This window comes from Parerythrobacter lacustris, from assembly GCF_024626475.1.
GTDB lineage: Bacteria > Pseudomonadota > Alphaproteobacteria > Sphingomonadales > Sphingomonadaceae > Parerythrobacter_A > Parerythrobacter_A lacustris.
On sequence record NZ_JANKHH010000006.1, the window covers coordinates 37,381 to 56,390 of the forward strand.

General features: G+C 63.4%; 15 protein-coding genes and 1 tRNA gene. 7 read left to right on the forward strand and 9 right to left on the reverse strand.

Features of this window, described 5'->3' with window-relative positions; genetic code table 11:
* The first annotated feature begins 25 nt into the window (after positions 1-25).
* The 6 genes from NSO95_RS11325 (at position 26) to alaS (ending at position 9,138) form a co-directional block, all read left to right on the forward strand.
* Complete coding sequence (locus tag NSO95_RS11325) at positions 26-643, forward strand: phage tail protein (protein ID WP_257596370.1); 618 nt, start codon at positions 26-28, stop codon at positions 641-643.
* 111 nt (positions 644-754) lie between these two features.
* Positions 755-2,242 (forward strand): DUF4139 domain-containing protein, encoded by a 1,488-nt coding sequence (locus NSO95_RS11330; RefSeq protein ID WP_257596371.1) that lies wholly within the window; start codon positions 755-757, stop codon positions 2,240-2,242.
* Between the two features lie 8 nt (positions 2,243-2,250).
* Positions 2,251-3,894 (forward strand): DUF4139 domain-containing protein, encoded by a 1,644-nt coding sequence (locus NSO95_RS11335; RefSeq protein WP_257596372.1) that lies wholly within the window; start codon positions 2,251-2,253, stop codon positions 3,892-3,894.
* 365 nt (positions 3,895-4,259) lie between these two features.
* On the forward strand, positions 4,260-5,321 hold the full coding sequence (gene recA, locus NSO95_RS11340; RefSeq protein WP_257596373.1) for a recombinase RecA: 1,062 nt from the start codon (positions 4,260-4,262) through the stop codon (positions 5,319-5,321).
* A 265-nt stretch (positions 5,322-5,586) separates the two neighbouring features.
* The gene (locus NSO95_RS11345; RefSeq protein WP_257596374.1) at positions 5,587-6,417 is read left to right on the forward strand and encodes a class I SAM-dependent methyltransferase; all 831 of its coding nucleotides are present in this window, start codon (positions 5,587-5,589) and stop codon (positions 6,415-6,417) included.
* Between the two features lie 69 nt (positions 6,418-6,486).
* Positions 6,487-9,138 carry an alanine--tRNA ligase gene (gene alaS, locus NSO95_RS11350; protein ID WP_257596375.1) on the forward strand — a complete coding sequence of 884 codons (2,652 nt, stop codon included), beginning with the start codon at positions 6,487-6,489 and terminating at the stop codon, positions 9,136-9,138.
* Between the two features lie 3 nt (positions 9,139-9,141).
* On the opposite strand, the gene NSO95_RS11355 is transcribed toward alaS, so the two are convergent.
* The 7 genes from NSO95_RS11355 to cpdR all read right to left on the reverse strand — a co-directional run bounded on the left by NSO95_RS11355 (position 9,142) and on the right by cpdR (position 15,340).
* Complete coding sequence (locus NSO95_RS11355) at positions 9,142-9,327, reverse strand: hypothetical protein (RefSeq protein WP_257596376.1); 186 nt, start codon at positions 9,325-9,327, stop codon at positions 9,142-9,144.
* Between the two features lie 54 nt (positions 9,328-9,381).
* Entirely contained in the window at positions 9,382-11,139 is a 1,758-nt protein-coding gene (locus NSO95_RS11360) for a cation:proton antiporter domain-containing protein (RefSeq protein WP_257596377.1), read from the reverse strand.
* Between the two features lie 49 nt (positions 11,140-11,188).
* A complete protein-coding gene (locus NSO95_RS11365) occupies positions 11,189-12,757 on the reverse strand; it encodes a bifunctional GNAT family N-acetyltransferase/carbon-nitrogen hydrolase family protein (RefSeq protein ID WP_257596490.1) in 1,569 nt (522 codons plus the stop codon).
* A 138-nt stretch (positions 12,758-12,895) separates the two neighbouring features.
* On the reverse strand, positions 12,896-14,119 hold the full coding sequence (locus tag NSO95_RS11370; protein ID WP_257596378.1) for an NADP-dependent isocitrate dehydrogenase: 1,224 nt from the start codon (positions 14,117-14,119) through the stop codon (positions 12,896-12,898).
* 125 nt (positions 14,120-14,244) lie between these two features.
* Positions 14,245-14,637: a hypothetical protein gene (locus tag NSO95_RS11375; protein WP_257596379.1), complete on the reverse strand. Its 393-nt coding sequence runs from the start codon at positions 14,635-14,637 to the stop codon at positions 14,245-14,247.
* Between the two features lie 152 nt (positions 14,638-14,789).
* Positions 14,790-14,864: transfer RNA gene (locus tag NSO95_RS11380), tRNA-Val, on the reverse strand.
* An 86-nt stretch (positions 14,865-14,950) separates the two neighbouring features.
* Positions 14,951-15,340 carry a cell cycle two-component system response regulator CpdR gene (gene cpdR / locus NSO95_RS11385; protein WP_257596380.1) on the reverse strand — a complete coding sequence of 130 codons (390 nt, stop codon included), beginning with the start codon at positions 15,338-15,340 and terminating at the stop codon, positions 14,951-14,953.
* Positions 15,341-15,436: 96 nt separating this feature from the next.
* Between cpdR and NSO95_RS11390 the strand changes: the two genes are divergently transcribed.
* On the forward strand, positions 15,437-16,384 hold the full coding sequence (locus tag NSO95_RS11390) for an N-formylglutamate amidohydrolase (RefSeq protein WP_257596383.1): 948 nt from the start codon (positions 15,437-15,439) through the stop codon (positions 16,382-16,384).
* 196 nt (positions 16,385-16,580) lie between these two features.
* Here the strand turns inward: NSO95_RS11390 and NSO95_RS11395 are convergent, their stop codons facing one another.
* Together NSO95_RS11395 and NSO95_RS11400 are read right to left on the reverse strand one after the other, a co-directional pair.
* On the reverse strand, positions 16,581-17,354 hold the full coding sequence (locus tag NSO95_RS11395) for a SapC family protein (protein WP_257596384.1): 774 nt from the start codon (positions 17,352-17,354) through the stop codon (positions 16,581-16,583).
* A 74-nt stretch (positions 17,355-17,428) separates the two neighbouring features.
* The gene (locus tag NSO95_RS11400) at positions 17,429-18,877 is read right to left on the reverse strand and encodes an FAD-binding oxidoreductase (protein ID WP_257596385.1); all 1,449 of its coding nucleotides are present in this window, start codon (positions 18,875-18,877) and stop codon (positions 17,429-17,431) included.
* Positions 18,878-19,010: the final 133 nt, after the last annotated feature.

The window sequence follows — 19,010 nt, forward strand, 5'->3', positions numbered from 1 at the left end:
AGATTCCACGGACTGGAGACACGCCATGAAACTTTCGAAAACCACCCTCGCTTCGGGTGTTGCAGCGATCACGCTGTGCGTCCCGACGGCGCCTGCACATGCTGGAACCGACGCCTATATCGGCGAAATCACTCCGATGGCCTTCAGCTTCTGCCCCCGCTCCACCCTGCCGATGAACGGGCAGATCCTGTCGATCGCATCGAACACCGCATTGTTCTCGCTGCTCGGCACCACCTATGGCGGCAATGGACAGACGACTTTCGCGCTCCCCAATCTGCAAGGCCGCGTGCCGATGCATTTCGGCAATGGCCCCGGCCTGACCCCGAGAGTTCTGGGCGAAGTTGGCGGAACCGAGACCAACACGCTGCTGTCCACCCAGATGCCGGCACACACCCACACGGCGTTGATCAATGTGAACAACACCGCGACGGCCGACAGCGGCAACCCGACGGGCAATGTGTTCGCCCGCGCGGTGAGCAACACCTACGAGAACACCGATCCGCCGACCCCGGGTGCTACCATGGCGGCCTCGACCGTTTCGGTCTCGACTGCAGGCGGCAGCCAGCCGTTCAACAATATCCAGCCCTATCTCGTGCTCAACTATTGCATCGTGACGCAGGGAATCTTCCCGCCGCGCAACTGACATTCGGCGGACATTCAGAAAAAGGGGCGCAGACCGGTTCTGCGCCCCTTTTTTCATGCGCGCTGCATTGGCATGGTGCGTGAACAACGGGGCAAGTCGGGAGGGCTGACCATGACGAAATTCGCGCGCAATCTTAAGCTGCTGGCCATCGGATCGGTGCTCGCAATCGGGTCGCAGGCTGCCGGGCAGTCGGTCCCCGATCCCGATGAGACCGCGCAGGGCGATGTCGCGGTGACGATCTACCAGAACGGCCAGGCACTGGTGCAGGACGTCCGCCAGATCGCCTACGAGCGCGGGCGCAGCAGGGTGGAGTTTCCCGATGTGTCCGCCCAGATCCGGCCGGAAACGCTCAGTTTCGCTGCGCCCGGTACCGCAATCATCGAACAGAATTTCGATTTCGACCTGCTGACCCCGGCCAAGATGATGGAAAAGGCGATCGGGCAGACGGTCACGCTGATCCGCACCAATCCGGCGACCGGCGCCGAAACGCGTGAGCGGGCCAAGGTGCTCTCGACAGCTGGCGGCGTGGTCATCCAGATCGGCGATCGGATCGAGGTTCTGCGCGACGATGGCCTGCCGGTGCGCGTGGTGTTCGACCGGGTGCCGCCCAACCTGCGCGCGCGGCCCACCCTGTCGGTCAATGTCGAGAGCGACCGCGCGGGCACCCGTCCGACGCAAATCCGCTATCTCACCGGTGGTCTCGGCTGGAGCGCCGATTACGTTGCGCTGTATGACGAGGCCAAGGGCGCGATCGACATGCAGGGGTGGGTCACACTGACCAACAACACCGGCACCACCTTCAATCAGGCCGAAACGCTGCTGGTCGCCGGCAATCCCAATGGCGGCCGCAATTACAATCCCGGTCTCGTCCGTGCCGGGACGCAGAGCGCCAATCGGGAGCAGGTGGGCGAGTTCTACCTCTATCCGATCGCCGGGCGCACGACGATCGCCAATGCCCAGACCAAGCAGGTCAGCTTTCTCGACGTGCAGGGAGTGAAGGCGCGCAAGGTCTACAGCCGCACGATCGGCTGGATGGCGAGCGACGACCGGCCGTATAACGTATCGAGCGAGATCGCCTTCTCCTCGTCGAGCGAGGGCGGGCTGGGCGACGCACTGCCGGCAGGCACGGTGCGGTTTTACCAGAAAGACAGCAAGGGCTCGCCGCAGTTCATCGGCGAGAACGGCATCGGCCACACGCCGATGGGCAGCGAGCTGTCGCTGCGCACCGGCGACGCGTTCGACATCTTCATCCAGGCCGAGGTCGAGAAGCGCGAACGGCTGACTGCGGCCGAGTGGGAGAAAACCGCGCGCTACATCGTGATCGAGGACGGCGAGGAGATCCGCCGGATCGAGGAAGAGCGTCCGGTCGATTACTGGCAGACGACCATGCGCTACACCATCACCAACGCCAAGGCGGTGCCGGTCGAGGTCGATCTGGTGCAGGCCGGGCTCGACCGGGGCTGGTGGAGCCGCGACTTCCGCATCGTCTCCGAAGACGAGCCGGGCACGCAGCTCAACGCCGACCGGCGCAAATGGGTGGTGCCGATCCCCGCCAACGGCAAACGCGAATTCCGCGTCACCTTCGCAACGCGTTATTGAGGCGGGCTATGCGCTGGCTCGGCAGCCTGCTCATGCCTCTGGCGCTGTTCGGCGCGGCTGCCGACGCGCGCGAAGCCGTCGATGCCAGCGCCCCGGCGAAGGTTTCGGTGACGGTTTACCGCGATCCTAACCGAGGCGAGGGCCAGACGCTGCAGCGCGAGTGGCCGCAGGGCTTCGCGATGATCAGCGAGCAGCGCACGGTCACACTCCCGGCGGGCGAATCGACCATCCGCTTCGAGGGGGTGGCCGAAGGCATGGTCGCGGTCAGCGCGATCGTGACCGGCCTGCCGGGCGGGACGATCGAGAAAAACCGCAACGCCGATCTGCTATCGCCCGCCGCGCTGGTCGACGGGACGCTGGGGAACCGGGTGCGGATCACCCGGACCAATCCGGCCACCGGAGTCGAGATCAGCGAGAGCGCCATCGTGCGCACCCGCGCCGACGGCGGGATCGTGTTGCAAACCGGTGAGGGCTTCGAGGCGGTGCGCTGTTCGGGCCTGCCCGAAGGTCTCGCGTTCGATCGCGTGCCCCAGGGCCTGTCGGCGCAGCCGGTATTCTCGATCGACACCCGCGATGCGCGAGGCGGGACCTATACCGTCACGCTGACCTATCTCGCCTGGGGCTTTGACTGGCAGGCGCATTATGTCGCGCGGCTGGGAGAGGGCGGGGCCAAGGGCAAGGTTCTGTTCGATCTGATGAGCTGGCTGACCATCCTCAACGACAACGGGCAATCGTTCGAGGATGCCGAGCTGCTGGCGGTGGCAGGCACACTCAATGTGACCAGCGATTTCGAGACCCTCGCCGATGCGCCGGAAGGGCGCGCCTTGCAGCTCGCGTGTTACCCGATCGGAAGCACGGCGATCGGATCGCCGATCCCATACTACGATGACGGTTATGGCGTACCGCTTCCAGCCGCGCCGATGATTGCCGGGATGATGATGGACGAGCGGATAATGGTGACGGGCGCGCGCATGAGGCAGGAGGTCAATCTGGCGGATTCGGTTGCCATGTTGGCGGACGAAGAAGCGCTGGGCGATCTCAAGCTCTATCGCATTCCCGAAGCGGTGACCGTCGCCGCAAAGGGCATGAAGCAGGTTGCCTTCCTCGACAAGAAGCGGGTGGAGGGCGAATTTGTCTATCTCGCCGAATGCTACACCGGCGACTGGTATGCCGACTGGGGCGAGGTCGAGGGCGCGGAGACGTCGCTTCAGCTCGAAACCGTGAATGACGAGAAACATGGGCTCGGCGCGGCTTTGCCCAATGGCGGGATCACCATCTTCGACCCGAGCTCGTTCGGGCCGCTGTTGATCTCGGAAGAGACCTTGCGCGACTATGCGGTGGGGCAGGATGTCGAAATCCCGCTGGCCCAGAGCCAGATGGTGCGGGCGAACTGCGCGCTCAGGGCCGAGGAAGAGGCGCGCAAGCTCGAGCGAGGCGAATGGGCGGCGATGCGGATCAAGCTGACCAACGTCAACAGCCGCACCGCCAAGGTTCGCGTGTTGCTCGGCTATTCGGGGGAGTGGCAATACCGCACCGGACGGGTCAAGCCGCGGCTGAAGGATGGCGATTATGTCATCGAGCTCGACGTAAAGCCGGGCGAGACGCGGCTGTTCGACTGGCAGATCAGGCGGAGCGACGGCCGGGCCGACTGAGGAGTGCGCTTCGGGCCATTTTCCTACATTGCGGGGAACTGCTATCGACCCTTCCTGCGACAACCGATCCGAGACATTGCGATGGCCCAACTGGAGCGAGAACAAACCGATACGAACCCGTCGTGGCCAAGTCGGCGCGAGAAAATCGAAAGTCTCGCCGGACATCAGTCAGATTTAACTAAATAACTGAAATTAGACAATAAAGAGTCAAAGAGAAATTTCGAAGAGCATATGGGTCAGTGTCACACCTGGGCCCGAACGCAAAAAATTTCGTTCCCCACTTGTTCTACGAGAACAAACCCGATACATACACCAACAGTTGAAGAGTCGGGCACGCGCCCTAGGCAACTGATGGAGGCCATGTCATGGCAGCAAGTCTCAAGCTGGTAGAAGGTAAGGAAACGAACGTGGACCGTCAGAAGGCGCTCGATGCGGCGCTCGCCCAGATCGACCGTGCATTCGGCAAGGGATCGGCGATGAAGCTGGGCCAGAAGGAAGCGATGGAGGTCGAGACGATTTCGACCGGCTCGCTCGGGCTCGACATCGCGCTGGGGGTCGGCGGCCTGCCCAAGGGCCGCGTGATCGAGGTTTACGGGCCGGAAAGCTCGGGCAAGACGACGCTGGCGCTGCACGTTATCGCAGAAGCGCAGAAGAACGGCGGCACGGCGGCCTTCGTCGACGCCGAGCATGCGCTCGATCCGGCCTATGCCAAGAAGCTGGGCGTCGATATCGACGAGCTGATCATTTCGCAGCCTGATACCGGCGAGCAGGCGCTCGAAATCACCGATACGCTGGTGCGTTCGAACGCGATCGACGTGCTGGTGGTCGATTCGGTTGCGGCGCTGGTCCCGCGGGCGGAAATCGAAGGTGAAATGGGTGACAGCCACGTCGGCCTGCAGGCCCGCCTGATGAGCCAGTCGCTGCGCAAGCTGACCGGCTCGATCAACCGCTCCAAATGCATGGTGATCTTCATCAACCAGCTGCGCATGAAGATCGGGGTGATGTACGGCAATCCGGAAACCACCACCGGCGGCAATGCGCTCAAGTTCTACGCTTCGGTCCGGCTCGACATCCGCCGCACCGGTCAGATCAAGGACCGGGACGAAATCATCGGCAACACCACCCGCGTGAAAGTGGTGAAGAACAAGGTTGCACCGCCGTTCAAGCAGGTCGAATTCGACATCATGTACGGCGAAGGCATTTCGAAGATCGGCGAAATCCTCGACCTCGGCGTCAAGGCCGGGCTGGTCGAGAAATCGGGCTCGTGGTTCTCCTACGACAGCGTCCGCATCGGGCAGGGTCGCGAGAATGCCAAGACCTTCCTCAAGGAAAATTCCGAGATGTGCGACCGGTTGGAAGCCGCCATTCGCGGCCGCACCGACCAGGTCGCCGAAGAGATGATGACAGGCCCTGACGCGGAGGACTGATCGTACTCTCTTCAAGCGGGCCATCCGTCCAAAGTCGGCCCGGAAAAACGGGAAACCGGCGCGAGCATCCACCCCAGGATCCGCGCCGGTTTTTCTTGTCTTGCTACCGGTCGCCCAAGGCTGAAGCACGGATCAAAGCCCGGCTTTGGTCCGTGCATCCTGCAGACCTGCAGAAAGCGCTATTCGACCGCTCCATTTCGCGGCAAGGTGATGTCCTGCCGCATCACCGTTCGGCAGGCCGAGGATTGGGGGCAGAAACAGGGCGATGACGACAAAACTCGACTGGGAAGGCCGCGTCGGCCGCAGCTGGGCGCACGAATGGCGCCGCACCGATCGCAGTTTCGGCGGTCTGACCGACCAGCTGCTCGGCAAGGCGAGTGCGCGCGGTGTGCGAAAGGCGCTCGATGTCGGATGCGGCGCCGGGGAATTGTCGATGGCGATGGCGCGGGGACACTCGACGGCCGAAGTTGTGGGCATCGATATCAGCCCGGAATTGATCGACGTCGCACGTGAGCGCGCCGGCTATCTGCCCAACCTCGATTTCGAGTTGGGCGATGCGGCGAATTGGTCGCGACCTGGCTTCGCGCCTGACCTCATCATGTCGCGCCACGGCGTAATGTTCTTCGAGCAGCCGGTGGAGGCATTCGCCCATCTCGCCAACATCTCCGCGCCGGACGTGCGTCTGGTCTTCTCCTGCTTTCGCAGCTTCGAGGAAAACGCCTGGGCCGAGCGAGTGGTCGGGTGCCTTCCCGCCGGATCGTTCGTAGAGCCCAATCGCTTCGCACCCGGTCCATTCGCGTTTGCCGACGAAGCGCATGTCCGGGGCATTCTGTCCGATGCCGGTTGGTCGGAGATCGCATTCGAGCCGATCGACTATGCGTTCGTCGCCGGAACGGGCGAGGATGCCCTCGGTGATGCGTTGGACTATTTCCAGTCGATCGGGCCGGCCGCAAGGGCCGCTGCCAGCCTCGCACCAGACGAGAAAGCCCGTTTCATCGGCAATCTCGGGCGATACCTCCGCAACAACGAGGAAGGGGGGATCATTGCGTTGCGTGCGGCGGCGTGGATCGTGACCGCCAAGGCAAGCGCAAGCTGAGCAAAAGGCAGCACCGCCGCACACGTTAATCGGCTTGTCGCACGGCTTCCCAGGCCTTACCTGCGCGCTATGCAATCGACCAACGATATCCGCCGCTCGTTTCTGGACTTTTTTGCTACTGCCGATCACCGCGTCGTGCAGAGCGCGCCGCTGGTGCCGTACAACGATCCGACGTTGATGTTCGTCAACGCGGGCATGGTGCCGTTCAAGAATGTCTTCACCGGGTTGGAAACTGCGCCTTCTCCGCGCGCGGCTAGCAGCCAGAAATGCGTACGCGCGGGCGGCAAACACAACGATCTGGACAATGTCGGTTACACCGCTCGGCACCACACCTTTTTCGAGATGCTCGGGAATTTCTCCTTCGGCGACTATTTCAAGGAGCAGGCGATCCACCACGCATGGACCTTGCTCACGAAGGAGTGGGGACTGTCGCCGGACAAGCTCACGACCACCGTCTATCACACCGATGACGAGGCGTTCGAGCTGTGGCGCAAGATCGCCGGTCTGCCCGAAGATCGTATCATCCGCATCGCCACCAGCGACAACTTCTGGTCGATGGGCGATACCGGCCCATGCGGCCCGTGCAGCGAGATTTTCTACGATCATGGCGATCACATCCCCGGCGGCCCTCCGGGCAGCCCGGACGAGGATGGGGACCGCTTCATCGAGATTTGGAATCTCGTGTTCATGCAGTTCGAGCAGTCGGCTGATGGCTCGCGCACCAGCCTGCCCAAGCCGTCGATCGACACCGGGATGGGGCTCGAACGCATCGCGGCGGTGATGCAGGGGGTGCATGACAACTACGACACCGACACGTTCCGCGCGCTGATCGAGGCGTCGGAGAGTCTGACCGGGGTCAAGGCGTCTGGCGAGCATCAGGCCAGCCATCGCGTGATCGCCGACCACCTGCGTTCGACCAGTTTCCTGCTGGCCGATGGCGTTTTGCCGTCCAACGAAGGCCGCGGCTATGTGCTGCGCCGCATCATGCGCCGTGCGATGCGCCATGCGCACCTGCTCGGCGCGAAGGAACCGCTGATGCACCGGCTGGTGCCAGAACTGGTCTCGGAGATGGGGCAGGCCTATCCTGAACTGCAGCGCGGACAGGCGCTGATCGAGGAAGTGCTCGAGCGCGAGGAAACCCAGTTCCGCCGCACGCTGGACAAGGGTCTCCGCCTGCTCGACGACGCCACTGCCGGAATGGATGCAGGGTCCGAACTCGACGGCGAAACTGTTTTCAAGCTCTACGATACCTACGGCTTCCCCTACGATTTGACCGAGGATGCCTTGCGCGCGCGCAGCATCGGTGTCGACCGCGCGGGCTTCGACGCCGCCATGGCACGGCAGAAGGCGGCCGCGCGCGCTGCCTGGAAGGGTTCGGGCGATGCGGCATCGGACGAGGTCTGGTTCGATATCGCGGAGCGCGAAGGCAGCACCGAATTCACCGGTTATACCGCCACCAGCGGCGAGGGCCGGGTTATCGCGCTGGTGCGCGACGGTGCAGAAATCGAGAGCGCCTCGGCTGGTGATGAGGTGGTGGTGCTGACCAACCAGACACCGTTCTACGGCGAGAGCGGCGGACAGACCGGCGACGTCGGCGCAATCACTACACCGGACGGCTTGCGGATCGCAGTAACCGACACCGGTAAACCGCTCGGCCGCCTGCATACGCACAAGGCAAAGGTCGAGAGCGGAACGATCCGCACCGGCGATGTGGTTCACCTCGAAGTCGATGTGGAGCGCCGCGACAGGATTCGCGCGAACCATTCGGCGACGCATCTTTTGCATGCCGCATTGCGCAACCGGCTGGGTGGGCACGTGACGCAGAAAGGTTCGCTGGTGGCGGAAGAACGCTTCCGCTTCGACTTCTCGCACCCCAAGCCGTTATCGGATGAAGATATCGCGGCGATCGAGGCCGAGGTGAACGCCGAGATCCGCGCGAATGAAACGGTCAGCACCCGCTTGATGAGCCCTGACGATGCCGTCGAGGCAGGCGCGTTGGCGTTGTTCGGCGAGAAATACGGTGACGAGGTACGCGTGCTGTCGATGGGGCGGAAAGCGGATGGTGAGCGCAATTATTCGGTCGAGCTGTGCGGCGGCACCCACGTCCGCGCGACCGGCGATATCGGCCTGTTCCGTATCGTCTCGGAAAGCGCGGTTTCGTCAGGCGTTCGCCGGATCGAAGCGCTGACCGGCGAAGCGGCGCGCCAGTGGCTCGTCGGACGCGAAGAGGCGTTGAAAGGCGCGGCCAGCGTACTCAAGACCTCTCCCGATGATGTGTCGGCGCGCGTCGCCGCGTTGGTCGAAGAGCGCCGCTCGCTAGAAAAGGAACTGGCAGAAGCGCGCAAGCAGCTCGCGCTGGGTGGCGGGGGTGCTGCGAGCGGTCCGGCGGTGGAGGATATCGGCGGCGTCAAGTTCTCCGGCCAGGTTCTGGAAGGGCTGGATGCCAGGGAACTGCGGCCTTTGCTGGATGAAGCGAAAAAAACTCTCGGCAGCGGTGTCGCCGCGGCGGTAGCGGTCAATGACGGCAAGGCCGCCGTCGCGGTTGCCGTGACCGATGACTTGGCAGGCCGTTTCAGCGCGGTGGACCTCGTAAGGGTCGGGGTCGAAGCGGTCGGCGGCAAAGGCGGTGGCGGTCGTCCGGACATGGCACAGGGCGGGGGGCCGGACGGGGCGAACGCGATCGCAGCGATCGCCGCGATTAAGGGGCAGATCGCCGCTTAGTTATCAGCCGCGCGGTCCGCTCGCTTTTCGGGTCGCCGTCTCGCTGCCGCGCGCGACATTGACTCCGTAGGTATCCGCCGGGCGATCTTCGTCGCGGCGCGCGGATGGCTTGAGCTTTTCCTGTTCGAGCTGTGCAGGATCGAACGCCTCGCCTTTATGCGGGGGCTGGGCGGGATTTTTGTCGGCCATTGTGTCTCTCCTTCTCCCCCTCAACGCAGCGTGCAGGGAAAAGGTTCTGAAAAATCAGCCTTCAGCGGTACTGGTGCGCAATTTCGGCTTGTAGTCGAGCGCGCCCTCTCGCTCGATCTGGACGCGGTATTCGTCGCGCTTTTCGTGGATGGAGGCGATCACCGGACCCATCGCCACGCCGATATCGACCAGCACCGCTTCGGATAGCTGGAGCGAGCTTTCGAGCGTTTCGGGAACCGCATGGCTGGCCCCGGCACGATAGAGTTCCGCCGCATGTTCGGTGTCGCGCGCGCGGGCGACGATCAGCAGGTCCGGGTGGAGCTTGCGCAGCTTGCGGGTCAAACGTTCGGCGAGCACCGGCTCGTCCATCGTCAGCACCACTGCAGGCGATCGCTCGACTCCCATGCGGGTCATCGCGTCGGCGCGGGCCGCATCGGCGAAGGTCGCGCGATAGCCCAGCCTGCGCGCGGTCTCGATCTGGTCGCTGTCGGAATCGATCGCAATGTAGGGTTTGCCATGCGTTGCGAGCATATCGGAGACGAGACGTCCGACTCGCCCTGCGCCGACAATGATGACCGGCTGTTCGCTGTCGTCGGGCGTGGTGATTTCCGGGGCAGGCTCGACCCGCCGCGCGATATGGCGACCGAGCAGGGCCAGCATCGGCGTAACCGTCAGCCCGATGGCGGTGACGATCTGCCAGAACTGCGCCGTGCCGGGCTGGATCAGCAAGGCTGCGCTGGCGGCTGCGATAACGATCAGCGTGGTTTCGGACGGACTGGCCATCAGGATCCCGGTTTCCGCCGCCGTGCTGCGCCGCGCGCCCATCAGCCGCAGAAGCACCCCGGTGACCACGGCCTTGAACACCAGCACCAGCAGTACCGCGCCGAGGATCGACCAGAGATTGTCCCAGATCGTCAGCAGGTCGATGCTCATGCCCACTGTGATCAGGAACACGCCCAGCGCCAGCCCCTTGAACGGCTCCATGATCGCCTCGACCTCGCCGTGGTACTCGGTTTCGGCAATTAGTAGGCCGGCGATCAGAGCGCCGACGATCGGTGAAAGACCCACCACAGATGTGGCAAGGCTTGCAGCAATTACGACCAGCATGGAGGCCGCAAGGAACAGTTCGGGGCTCTTGGTCCGGGCGGCCTGGGCAAACAGATAGGGCAGCAAAAGCCGGCCAAGCACCATCATCGCAAGGATCACCAGCCCGCCCATCCACAACGTGTCGAGCAGGCCTTCCCACCCTTCGGCCTGGGCGTTGGGTGCCATTGCGCCGAGGATGAAGATGATCGGGACGATCATGATATCCTCAAACAGCAGCATCGAGAGCGCGGCGCGCCCCACCGGTGACGAGGTGCCCGAGATTGGCAGCACGATCGCGGTGGAGGAAAAGGCAAGCGCGAACCCCAGCGCCAGCGCGCCCGTCCAGTATTGCCCCATCATCGACAGCACCACCGCAGCGATAGTGCCGATGATCATCAATTCGGCCGCGCCGAGCCCGAACACCAGCCGCCGCATCTGCCATAGGCGCTTGAAGGAAAGCTCAAGCCCGATGCCGAACAACAGCAGGATGATCCCGAACTCGGCATAGATGGAGAGCGCCTCCGGATCGGTGATCGTTACGTAATTGAGCCAGGGACGATCGTAGACCAGCTTGCCCAGCCCGAACGGCCCGACCGCGACCCCGATCAGGATGAATCCGATGACCGGCGTGATCCGGAAGCGCGCGAAGACCGGGATGACCAGCCCCGCCGCGCCGAGGATCACCAGCGCATCGCTCATCGAAGAGGTGTCGAGTTCGGCAGCCATGAGAGGACGTTAGAGCGCGCTCAGTGCGCTGTCACCCGGATTGGAGCGACTATCCGCCCCCGCCGCCCGGTCCGCCGAGTGGCTTGCGGCGCGGACGCGGTTTGCTGGGGTGATCGCCCGCCTCATCCCACTCGATTCGGTAGAGGTCGAACCGGCGGTCAGCGAGGTTGCGCACGGTCCCTTCGGCGCGCGCCCATTGCAGGTCCGCGAGGTTGATGTCGCTGATCGTCAGCGTCTCGACATTCTCGCTCGCCTCGGCAGCGATGCCATCGCGGGCGAAGGGGAAGTCGCAGGGCGTGAGGATGCAACTCTGGGCGTACTGGATATCCATATTGCCGACATTGGGCAGGTTGCCGACATTGCCGCTCATCACCACGAAACACTGGTTCTCGATCGCCCGAGCCTGCGCGCAATAGCGGACCCGCAGATAGCCCTGTCGGCTGTCGGTACAGAACGGCACGAAGATAATCCGCGCGCCCTCGTCGGCCAGGCGGCGGGAAAGCTCCGGGAATTCGCTGTCGTAACAGATCTGCACCCCGATCGGGCCGCAGTCGGTCTGGATGACATCGATTGTGTCGCCGCCCTTGATGTTCCACCAGTAACGCTCGTTGGGGGTGGGGTGGATCTTCTCCTGCTCGTGCACCGAGCCGTCGCGCAGGCAGACATATGCGACGTTGTGGATGTCGCCGTCGTCCATTCGGGTCGGGTGACTGCCGGCGATGATGTTGATGTTGAACCGCATCGCCATGTCGGAAATATCGGCTTTCAGCCGGGGAGTGTATTCGGACAGGCGCTCGATCGCCTCGACGGGGGAGAGTTCCTTCTCCTCGTAGCTCAGCAGCATCAGCGTGAACAGCTCGGGAAAGACGATGAAGTCCGCTTCGTAATCGCTTGCAACGTCGATGAAATAGCGCACCGCTGCGAGAAATTCCTCGTAGTCCTTTACTGCACGCGCCTGCAGCTGGCAGGTCGCCACGCGCACCGATTCGACCCCGCGCGGCAGGCGCTTCTTCACCGGCTGGTCGCGCTCGACATAGGGGTTGCGCCACACCATCATCACCGCATTGCCGGCAGAAGCCTTGTCTTCGGGCAGGTACCTCTCGAGGATGCGGTCGGGCTCGAATCCGTTGGCCAGCTGGAAGCGCAGCACGGGGTCGTGAATTTTGCCGGCCAGGACCTGGTCGAGATAATCCTGCGGCCCATCGACCCGGCGCCGGAGGCGGCGGTAGTTGGGCATCCGACCGCCGAACACGATGCCGGTCAGGTCTCGTTCTTCGGCCAGCGCTCGGCGCTCTTCATACAGCCGCCGCCCGATCCGCACACCGCGCACCTTGGGATCGACGCACATCTCGTAACCGTAAAGCCAGTCTCCGGTCGGATCGTGGCGGCTGCCATAGCCGTTGCCTGAAATCTCGTCCCAGTCATGGTCGACGAACACCACCGGCCCGGGCAGCTGCATCGATGCGCAATAGCCGACCACTTCCTCGTCGAGCAGCGCAACGAAGCAGCCTTCAGGGAAGTTGTTGATCTGCCCGCGAATCTCGCCCTGCGTATAGGGCGGCAGTTCCGTGTAGGCGCGGCGGACGAGGGCGGAGATCCCGCGCACGTCTTTCATCATCGCGTTGCGCACTTCGAGCCTGCGCTTGCCAACCCGTTCAGTCGACTTGCGCGTCGGGCGCTTCTGCGTGGCTTTGGCCAATATCCTAGTCCCGTTCCGCCGCTACAGGAATTGCAACGACGGAGCAGGGCAAGGGTTTCACGCCCAGTTGGCCATTTCCTTCTCGAGGTTCTGCACGATCGCCTCGAAGAACTGTTCGGTGGTCATCCAGCTCTGTTCAGGGCCGATCAGCAGGGCAAGGTCCTTGGTCATGTGACCCTTTTCGACCGTTTCGATGCAGACCCGTTCGAGCGTTTCGGCGAACTTGACCACTTCGGGCGTGCCGTCGAACTTGCCGCGATACATCAGTCCTCGGGTCCAGGCGAAGATGCTGGCGATCGGGTTGGTGCTGGTCGCCTTGCCTTGCTGGTGCTGGCGATAGTGGCGGGTGACGGTGCCGTGCGCGGCTTCGGCTTCGACCGTCTTGCCATCGGGGCTGAGCAGCACGGAGGTCATCAGACCAAGCGAGCCAAAGCCCTGCGCCACCGTGTCCGATTGAACATCGCCGTCGTAGTTCTTGCACGCCCACACGAACTTGCCCGACCACTTGAGCGCGGAGGCGACCATGTCGTCGATCAGGCGGTGTTCGTAGACCATGCCCTTGGCCTTGAACTGTTCGGCGAAGCCTTCGTTGTCGAACACTTCCTGGAACAGATCCTTGAACCGGCCATCATAGGCCTTGAGGATGGTGTTCTTGGTGCTGAGGTAGACCGGCCAGCCGAGGTTGAGGCCGTAGTTGAAGCTAGCGCGGGCGAAGTCGCGGATCGAATCGTCGAGGTTGTACATCGCCATCGCCACCCCGGCGCTGGGGAAGTCGAACACGTCGAGATCGATCTTGGTGCCGTCCTCGCCGTCGAACACCAGCCGCAGCTTGCCCGGGCCGGGGATCAGTGTGTCGGTGGCCTTGTACTGGTCACCGAAGGCATGGCGGCCGACCACGATCGGGTCGGTCCAGCCGGGGACGAGCCGCGGCACGTTCTCGATCACGATCGGTTCGCGGAACACCACGCCGCCCAGGATGTTGCGGATCGTGCCATTGGGGCTCTTCCACATCTTCTTGAGGCTGAATTCCTCGACCCGCTGTTCGTCCGGCGTGATCGTGGCGCATTTCACACCGACGCCGTATTGCTTGATCGCGTTGGCGGCATCGACCGTGATCCGGTCTTCGGTCTCGTCGCGCTTCTCGACCGAGAGGTCGTAGTACTTCAGGTCGATATCCAGATAGGGCAGGATCAGCCGTTCGCGGATCCATTCCCAGATGATCCGGGTCATCTCGTCGCCATCGAGCTCGACTACCGGGTTCTTGACCTGAATTTTCTGCATGACTGCCTGTTGCCTCTTGCGGGGGAATGGGTTGCGCGGGCTTTAGCAGAGGAGGGCGCGTGCGCAAGGGAGCCGCGTGCTGCGGCCGGAACTTGCAGGTCTGTTGCTAGTCTGGACCGCGAGCGTCAGCCGGCGATGATTTCGACCCAATCGGACATAACCCAGCCGGTATCGCACGGCCCGCTGTAATTGACGGTGGCCTCGACCGGCGACGAGACTTCGCAATCGAGATCAGGATCGGATGAGTAAACGATGCCGTAATGCTCACCGTCCGACTGGCACACCCAGACCAGATCACCGTCGGCCAGATAGTCGATCGTGTCATATTCGCTGTCGGGGCCGGTGCGGACCATCGCGCTGCTGTCCGGCCCGACATTGGCGACCATGCCCAGCGTGCACGCGTCCAGATCCTCGATCGCCTCGAGCTGGACCGGGACCGATTCGCCGTAGGTGATCTGCGCCGAAACGGGCGAGACGGCAAGTGCCGCCAAGCCGAGGACGATAACCAATTTTTGCATGTAACCCCCATGACGATCCGCTCGCAGAGCGCGACGGAACGGCGTGTGACTAAAGCTTTTGCGGGTGGCTTGGCAACAGGCCAATCGCTGGCGAGATGCCGTTACCGACACGAAGAAAAAGCCCGCCGGTCGTGGCGGGCTTCTCTAGGCGATGGTGGGCGTAGGAAGGATTGAACTTCCGACCCCTACGATGTCAACATAGTGCTCTACCACTGAGCTATACGCCCACACCATCGGCGATGCCGCACGGCTCTGGGCCGGGGCAGGCGCGCCCTTTAGCGAGAGGCTATCGGGAGCGCAAGGGGGATCGTCTCTAAAGCGAGGCGGCAGCCTCGCCTGCAAAGACGCGTTCGACCTCGAGCACCAGATCGCGCAGGTGGAACGGCTTCGAGAGAACCTTGGCCTGCGGCTGTTCGCGGCTCGCCTTGAGGGTTACTGCGGCAAAGCCGGTGATGAACATGACCTTGGTGTGCGGACTGACCTCGGCGCACCGCTGGGCGAGCTCAATACCGTCCATTTCGGGCATCACGATATCCGACAGCAGCAGGTCGAAACGCTCGGCCTCGAGTCGGGGCAGGGCTTCAGTGCCGCGATCCACCGCGACAACCTCATAGCCCGCATTTTCCAGCGCGCGCGCGAGATAGGTGCGCATCGCTTCCTCGTCTTCCGCGAGCAGGATTCGCAGTTTGTTGGTGTCCGTCATTCCGCCCCGATAGACCGTTCGGCTTAAGAAATCTTTCGCTTCGTCACATTCGCCCTGCTTTGACACAAGGCGCTGCGCAAGGCAGCAAGCGGAGGAATGACCGGGACGGCACAAAACAGCGGCGATTCGATATCGCATCGGGGGGGCAACATCCCGGGTACGCGCAAGCCGGCTTACAGCCTGACCCTGTCGGGCGAGCTGCCGGTTCCCGTCATCCTGGCAGTTCCCCATGCGGGGCGATCGTACCCCGATGGACTGTGGAAGCGGATGCGCCGGCCCGAGTGGTCGGCGCTAAGGCTGGAAGACCGCTTCGTCGACCGGATTGCCGCCGAGGTGGCGCGACAGACGGGCGCGGGATTGCTGGTTTCGCATGCTCCGCGTGCCCTGATCGATCTTAATCGAGCAACCGACGATGTGGACTGGACGATGGTTGCCGAAGGCGCACCCTCGGGATCTGCCACGCCCAAGCCCAACCAGCGGGCACGCAGCGGACTTGGCCTCGTCCCGCGACGGTTGCCGGGTCTTGGTGAAATATGGAGCGGCCCGATGTCGGGTTCGGAGCTCGACGCGCGGATCGGTCAGGTTCACCTGCCCTATCATCGTGCGCTGGAAGGGGCGCTCGAGTCCGCCCGCGACCGGTGGGGTGCCGCCTTGCTGCTGGACTTGCACTCCATGCCGCCGCTCAAACCGGCGCACCCGCGAGACCGGGTTGCGGAATTCGTCGTCGGGGATCGCTTCGGCGCATCCGCCGACGACCGGCTGGTCGCCTGCACTTTGCGCGAGCTTGCGCAGAATGGCGCCATGGTTGCACACAATCGACCTTACGCCGGAGGTTATGTGCTCGATCGCCATGCCAATCTCCGCACAGGCGTCCATGCCATCCAGATCGAAATCTGCCGCAGTCTCTACCTGAGCGACGATCTTCTCGAAACGACCGGAGGGCTCGGCGAGGTCGCCGCGACATTGTCACGGCTGATCCGTGTGCTCGCCGGGGAAGTCGCGACGTTCGGCCGTATTCGCGACATGCCGCTTGCTGCCGAGTAGGCCGGTCCACGCCCGATAAAAAACCGCCTCGTGCAATATAGCACGAGGCGGCCAAGGTTCAGGGAGGGTGCACCGAAGTGCACTCATCCGGGCGGCATGAGGGGGGGGAGCCACCCGGACTTCTCGAATATGGGGACCGGATCAGACCCGTTCAAGCCTTGTTTCCGGTCCAATATTGTATCGATTTGTCGCTCGATCAGTTTACCGTTGCGAGCTGCGGCCCCTTGCCCTGGCTCTGCTGCCGGGCGAAGATGTTGCGCATCAGGTCGAGCGAAAAGATGTGCGCATGGATCAGCGGTAGCATGCCGTTCTCGTTCCACTTGCGCAGTTGGTCCCCGCGCAACTGGCGCAGCTTTTCCTGATCGACCATGCGGAAACCGCGATAGACGAAGGGCTGGTCCGGCTTGTCGTTGGTGGTGATCGCGATCTCGCCGTCCATCAGGAGATCCTGTGCCTTAAGCTCTTCGACGAAAAGTTTGGTCCGCTGGCCAGCCTGCTCGAAATCCTCGCAGAATTTGAGAATTCCCTGGGTCTGTTCGCTCGGCTTGTCGCCGTCGAACAGGGACTGACCTTCATCGAACTCGCCGACGAGGCCGGCAGTTGGGTCGAAGCACAGCGAGAGGTCTTCGGCATCGGGTGCCAGCTTCGCGAGCATGAACGGATAGCGGCGGATATAGGCGGGCAGATAGACTGGCTCGGTCACCTTGCCTGCATCGTCGACGAAGGTGTTGACGCCTTCGTTGAGCCCCATAAGCGCCAGCGGGAGCGGGTTGTCACCGGCAGAAAACACGATCGGGAAATGGCGCTGCGCCTGAACGAACTCGTCGACCGTGAGAGGGATCGCATGCTGTCCGATCAGCCAGTCGGCCGAATCCATCGACTTGCTCTTCCAGCCGAGGTGATCGCGGCTGTTGAGCGGCATGAGGTCCTTGTAGAACAGGGGCAGGGTAGGTTGCGGCGCGCTGGCCATGGAAACTCTCCGGGTCACAGATGGATATCGTTGCTTGAGGAGGCGAGCACCCCCCGGCGCGTGAAGCGCGCGCTTTAGGGGCTGGCGGCCTCTGGCGCAAGCGGCACGAGCTTGCCCGGATTGAGTATGCCCAGCGGATCGAGCGCCTGCTTCACGCTGCGCATCATTGCCAAAGCGACGGGGTCACCCAGGCGGCCAAGTTCGGCCACCTTCATCTGTCCGATGCCGTGCTCGGCGCTGATCGAGCCGCCCCATTCGGTCACAAGATCGTGAACGAAGGCGCTGATTTCCTTGCCTTCGCTCTCTTCCCATTGGCCACGCGGCGCGCCGGCAGGGGCGAGAACGTGGAAATGGACGTTACCGTCCCCCAGATGGCCGAAGGCGATGGCACGGGTGTGCGGGAAGCGCGCTTCGACTTGCGGCACGGCCGCTTCGACGAAGCGGGCCATGCGCTCGACCGGGACCGAGATATCGTGCTGCATCGCCGGGCCGATCGCACGTTCTGCCGGGGCAATCGAATCGCGCAATCGCCAGAATTGCTCGGCCTGGGTTTCATTGGCGGCGATGGTCGCGTCTTCGACCAGCCCGGCCTCGAACGGCTGTGTGAGCAGGCTCTCGGCGAGGTCGGCAAGCCTTTCTTCTTCACCCGCGCCAGCGACCAGCTCGATCAGCGCATGCCACGCGTGCACGCCCGCAAGCGGCGAGCGGGCATCGGGCAGGTGGTCGAGCACGGCAGCAAGGCTGTTTGCGGGCATGACTTCGAATCCTTCGAGCCTTTCTCCGGCTACCCGCTCGCAATGGACCAGCAGCTGGCGTGCGTCGGATATCGACCCCAATCCGGCCCAGATCACACAGCGCCCGCCGATCTCGGGCAGCAGGCGCAAGGTTGCGGCGGTGACTATGCCGAGCGTACCTTCCGAACCGATCAGCACCTGCTTGAGGTCGAACCCGCGATTGTCCTTCTTCAGCGGGACCAGCGCATCGAATACGCTTCCGTCGGCAAGCACCGCCTCGATACCGAGCACCTGCGCGCGCATTGCTCCGTGGCGCAGCACCTGGGTGCCACCGGCATTGGTCGAGATCAGTCCGCCGACGGTGGCGGATCCCTTGCCGCCCAAGGTGAGGGGGAAGCGCAGCCGCTCTTTCTCTGCAGCTTCATGCAGTACCTGCAGGATCACCCCGGCCTCGCAAGTCACCATCCGCGATTCGGGATAGAGCGAGCGGATGCGGTCCATGCGGCGCAGGGAGAGGATCACCGCATCGCCGCTCGCATCGGGCGTTGCGCCACCAGACATCCCGCTGTTCCCGCCTTGCGGCACGATCGCAATGCGGTGCTCGGCACACAGAGCGACGAATGCCGAAACCTCCCCGGTGTTTGCGGGCGATGCCAGAGCCAGCGCCTTGCCGGTGAAGCGCCCGCGCCAGTCGGTCAGCCATGGCGTGACGAGATCAGCATCGCAGGTGAGGCCTCGCGGCCCCAGCAAGTCGCCCGCACGGCGCAGGAATTCGGCGTGGTCGGTCATGCCGCGCCCTATGGCACAAGGCGTGCCTTCTGCACCACAGTTGTGACGCAAACTTGCAATCATCGTTCGACCAATTAAGCGGGCATTCAACCATGGGGGCTATGGCTTGGCGGGTCACTGCGGTGCCCAGATC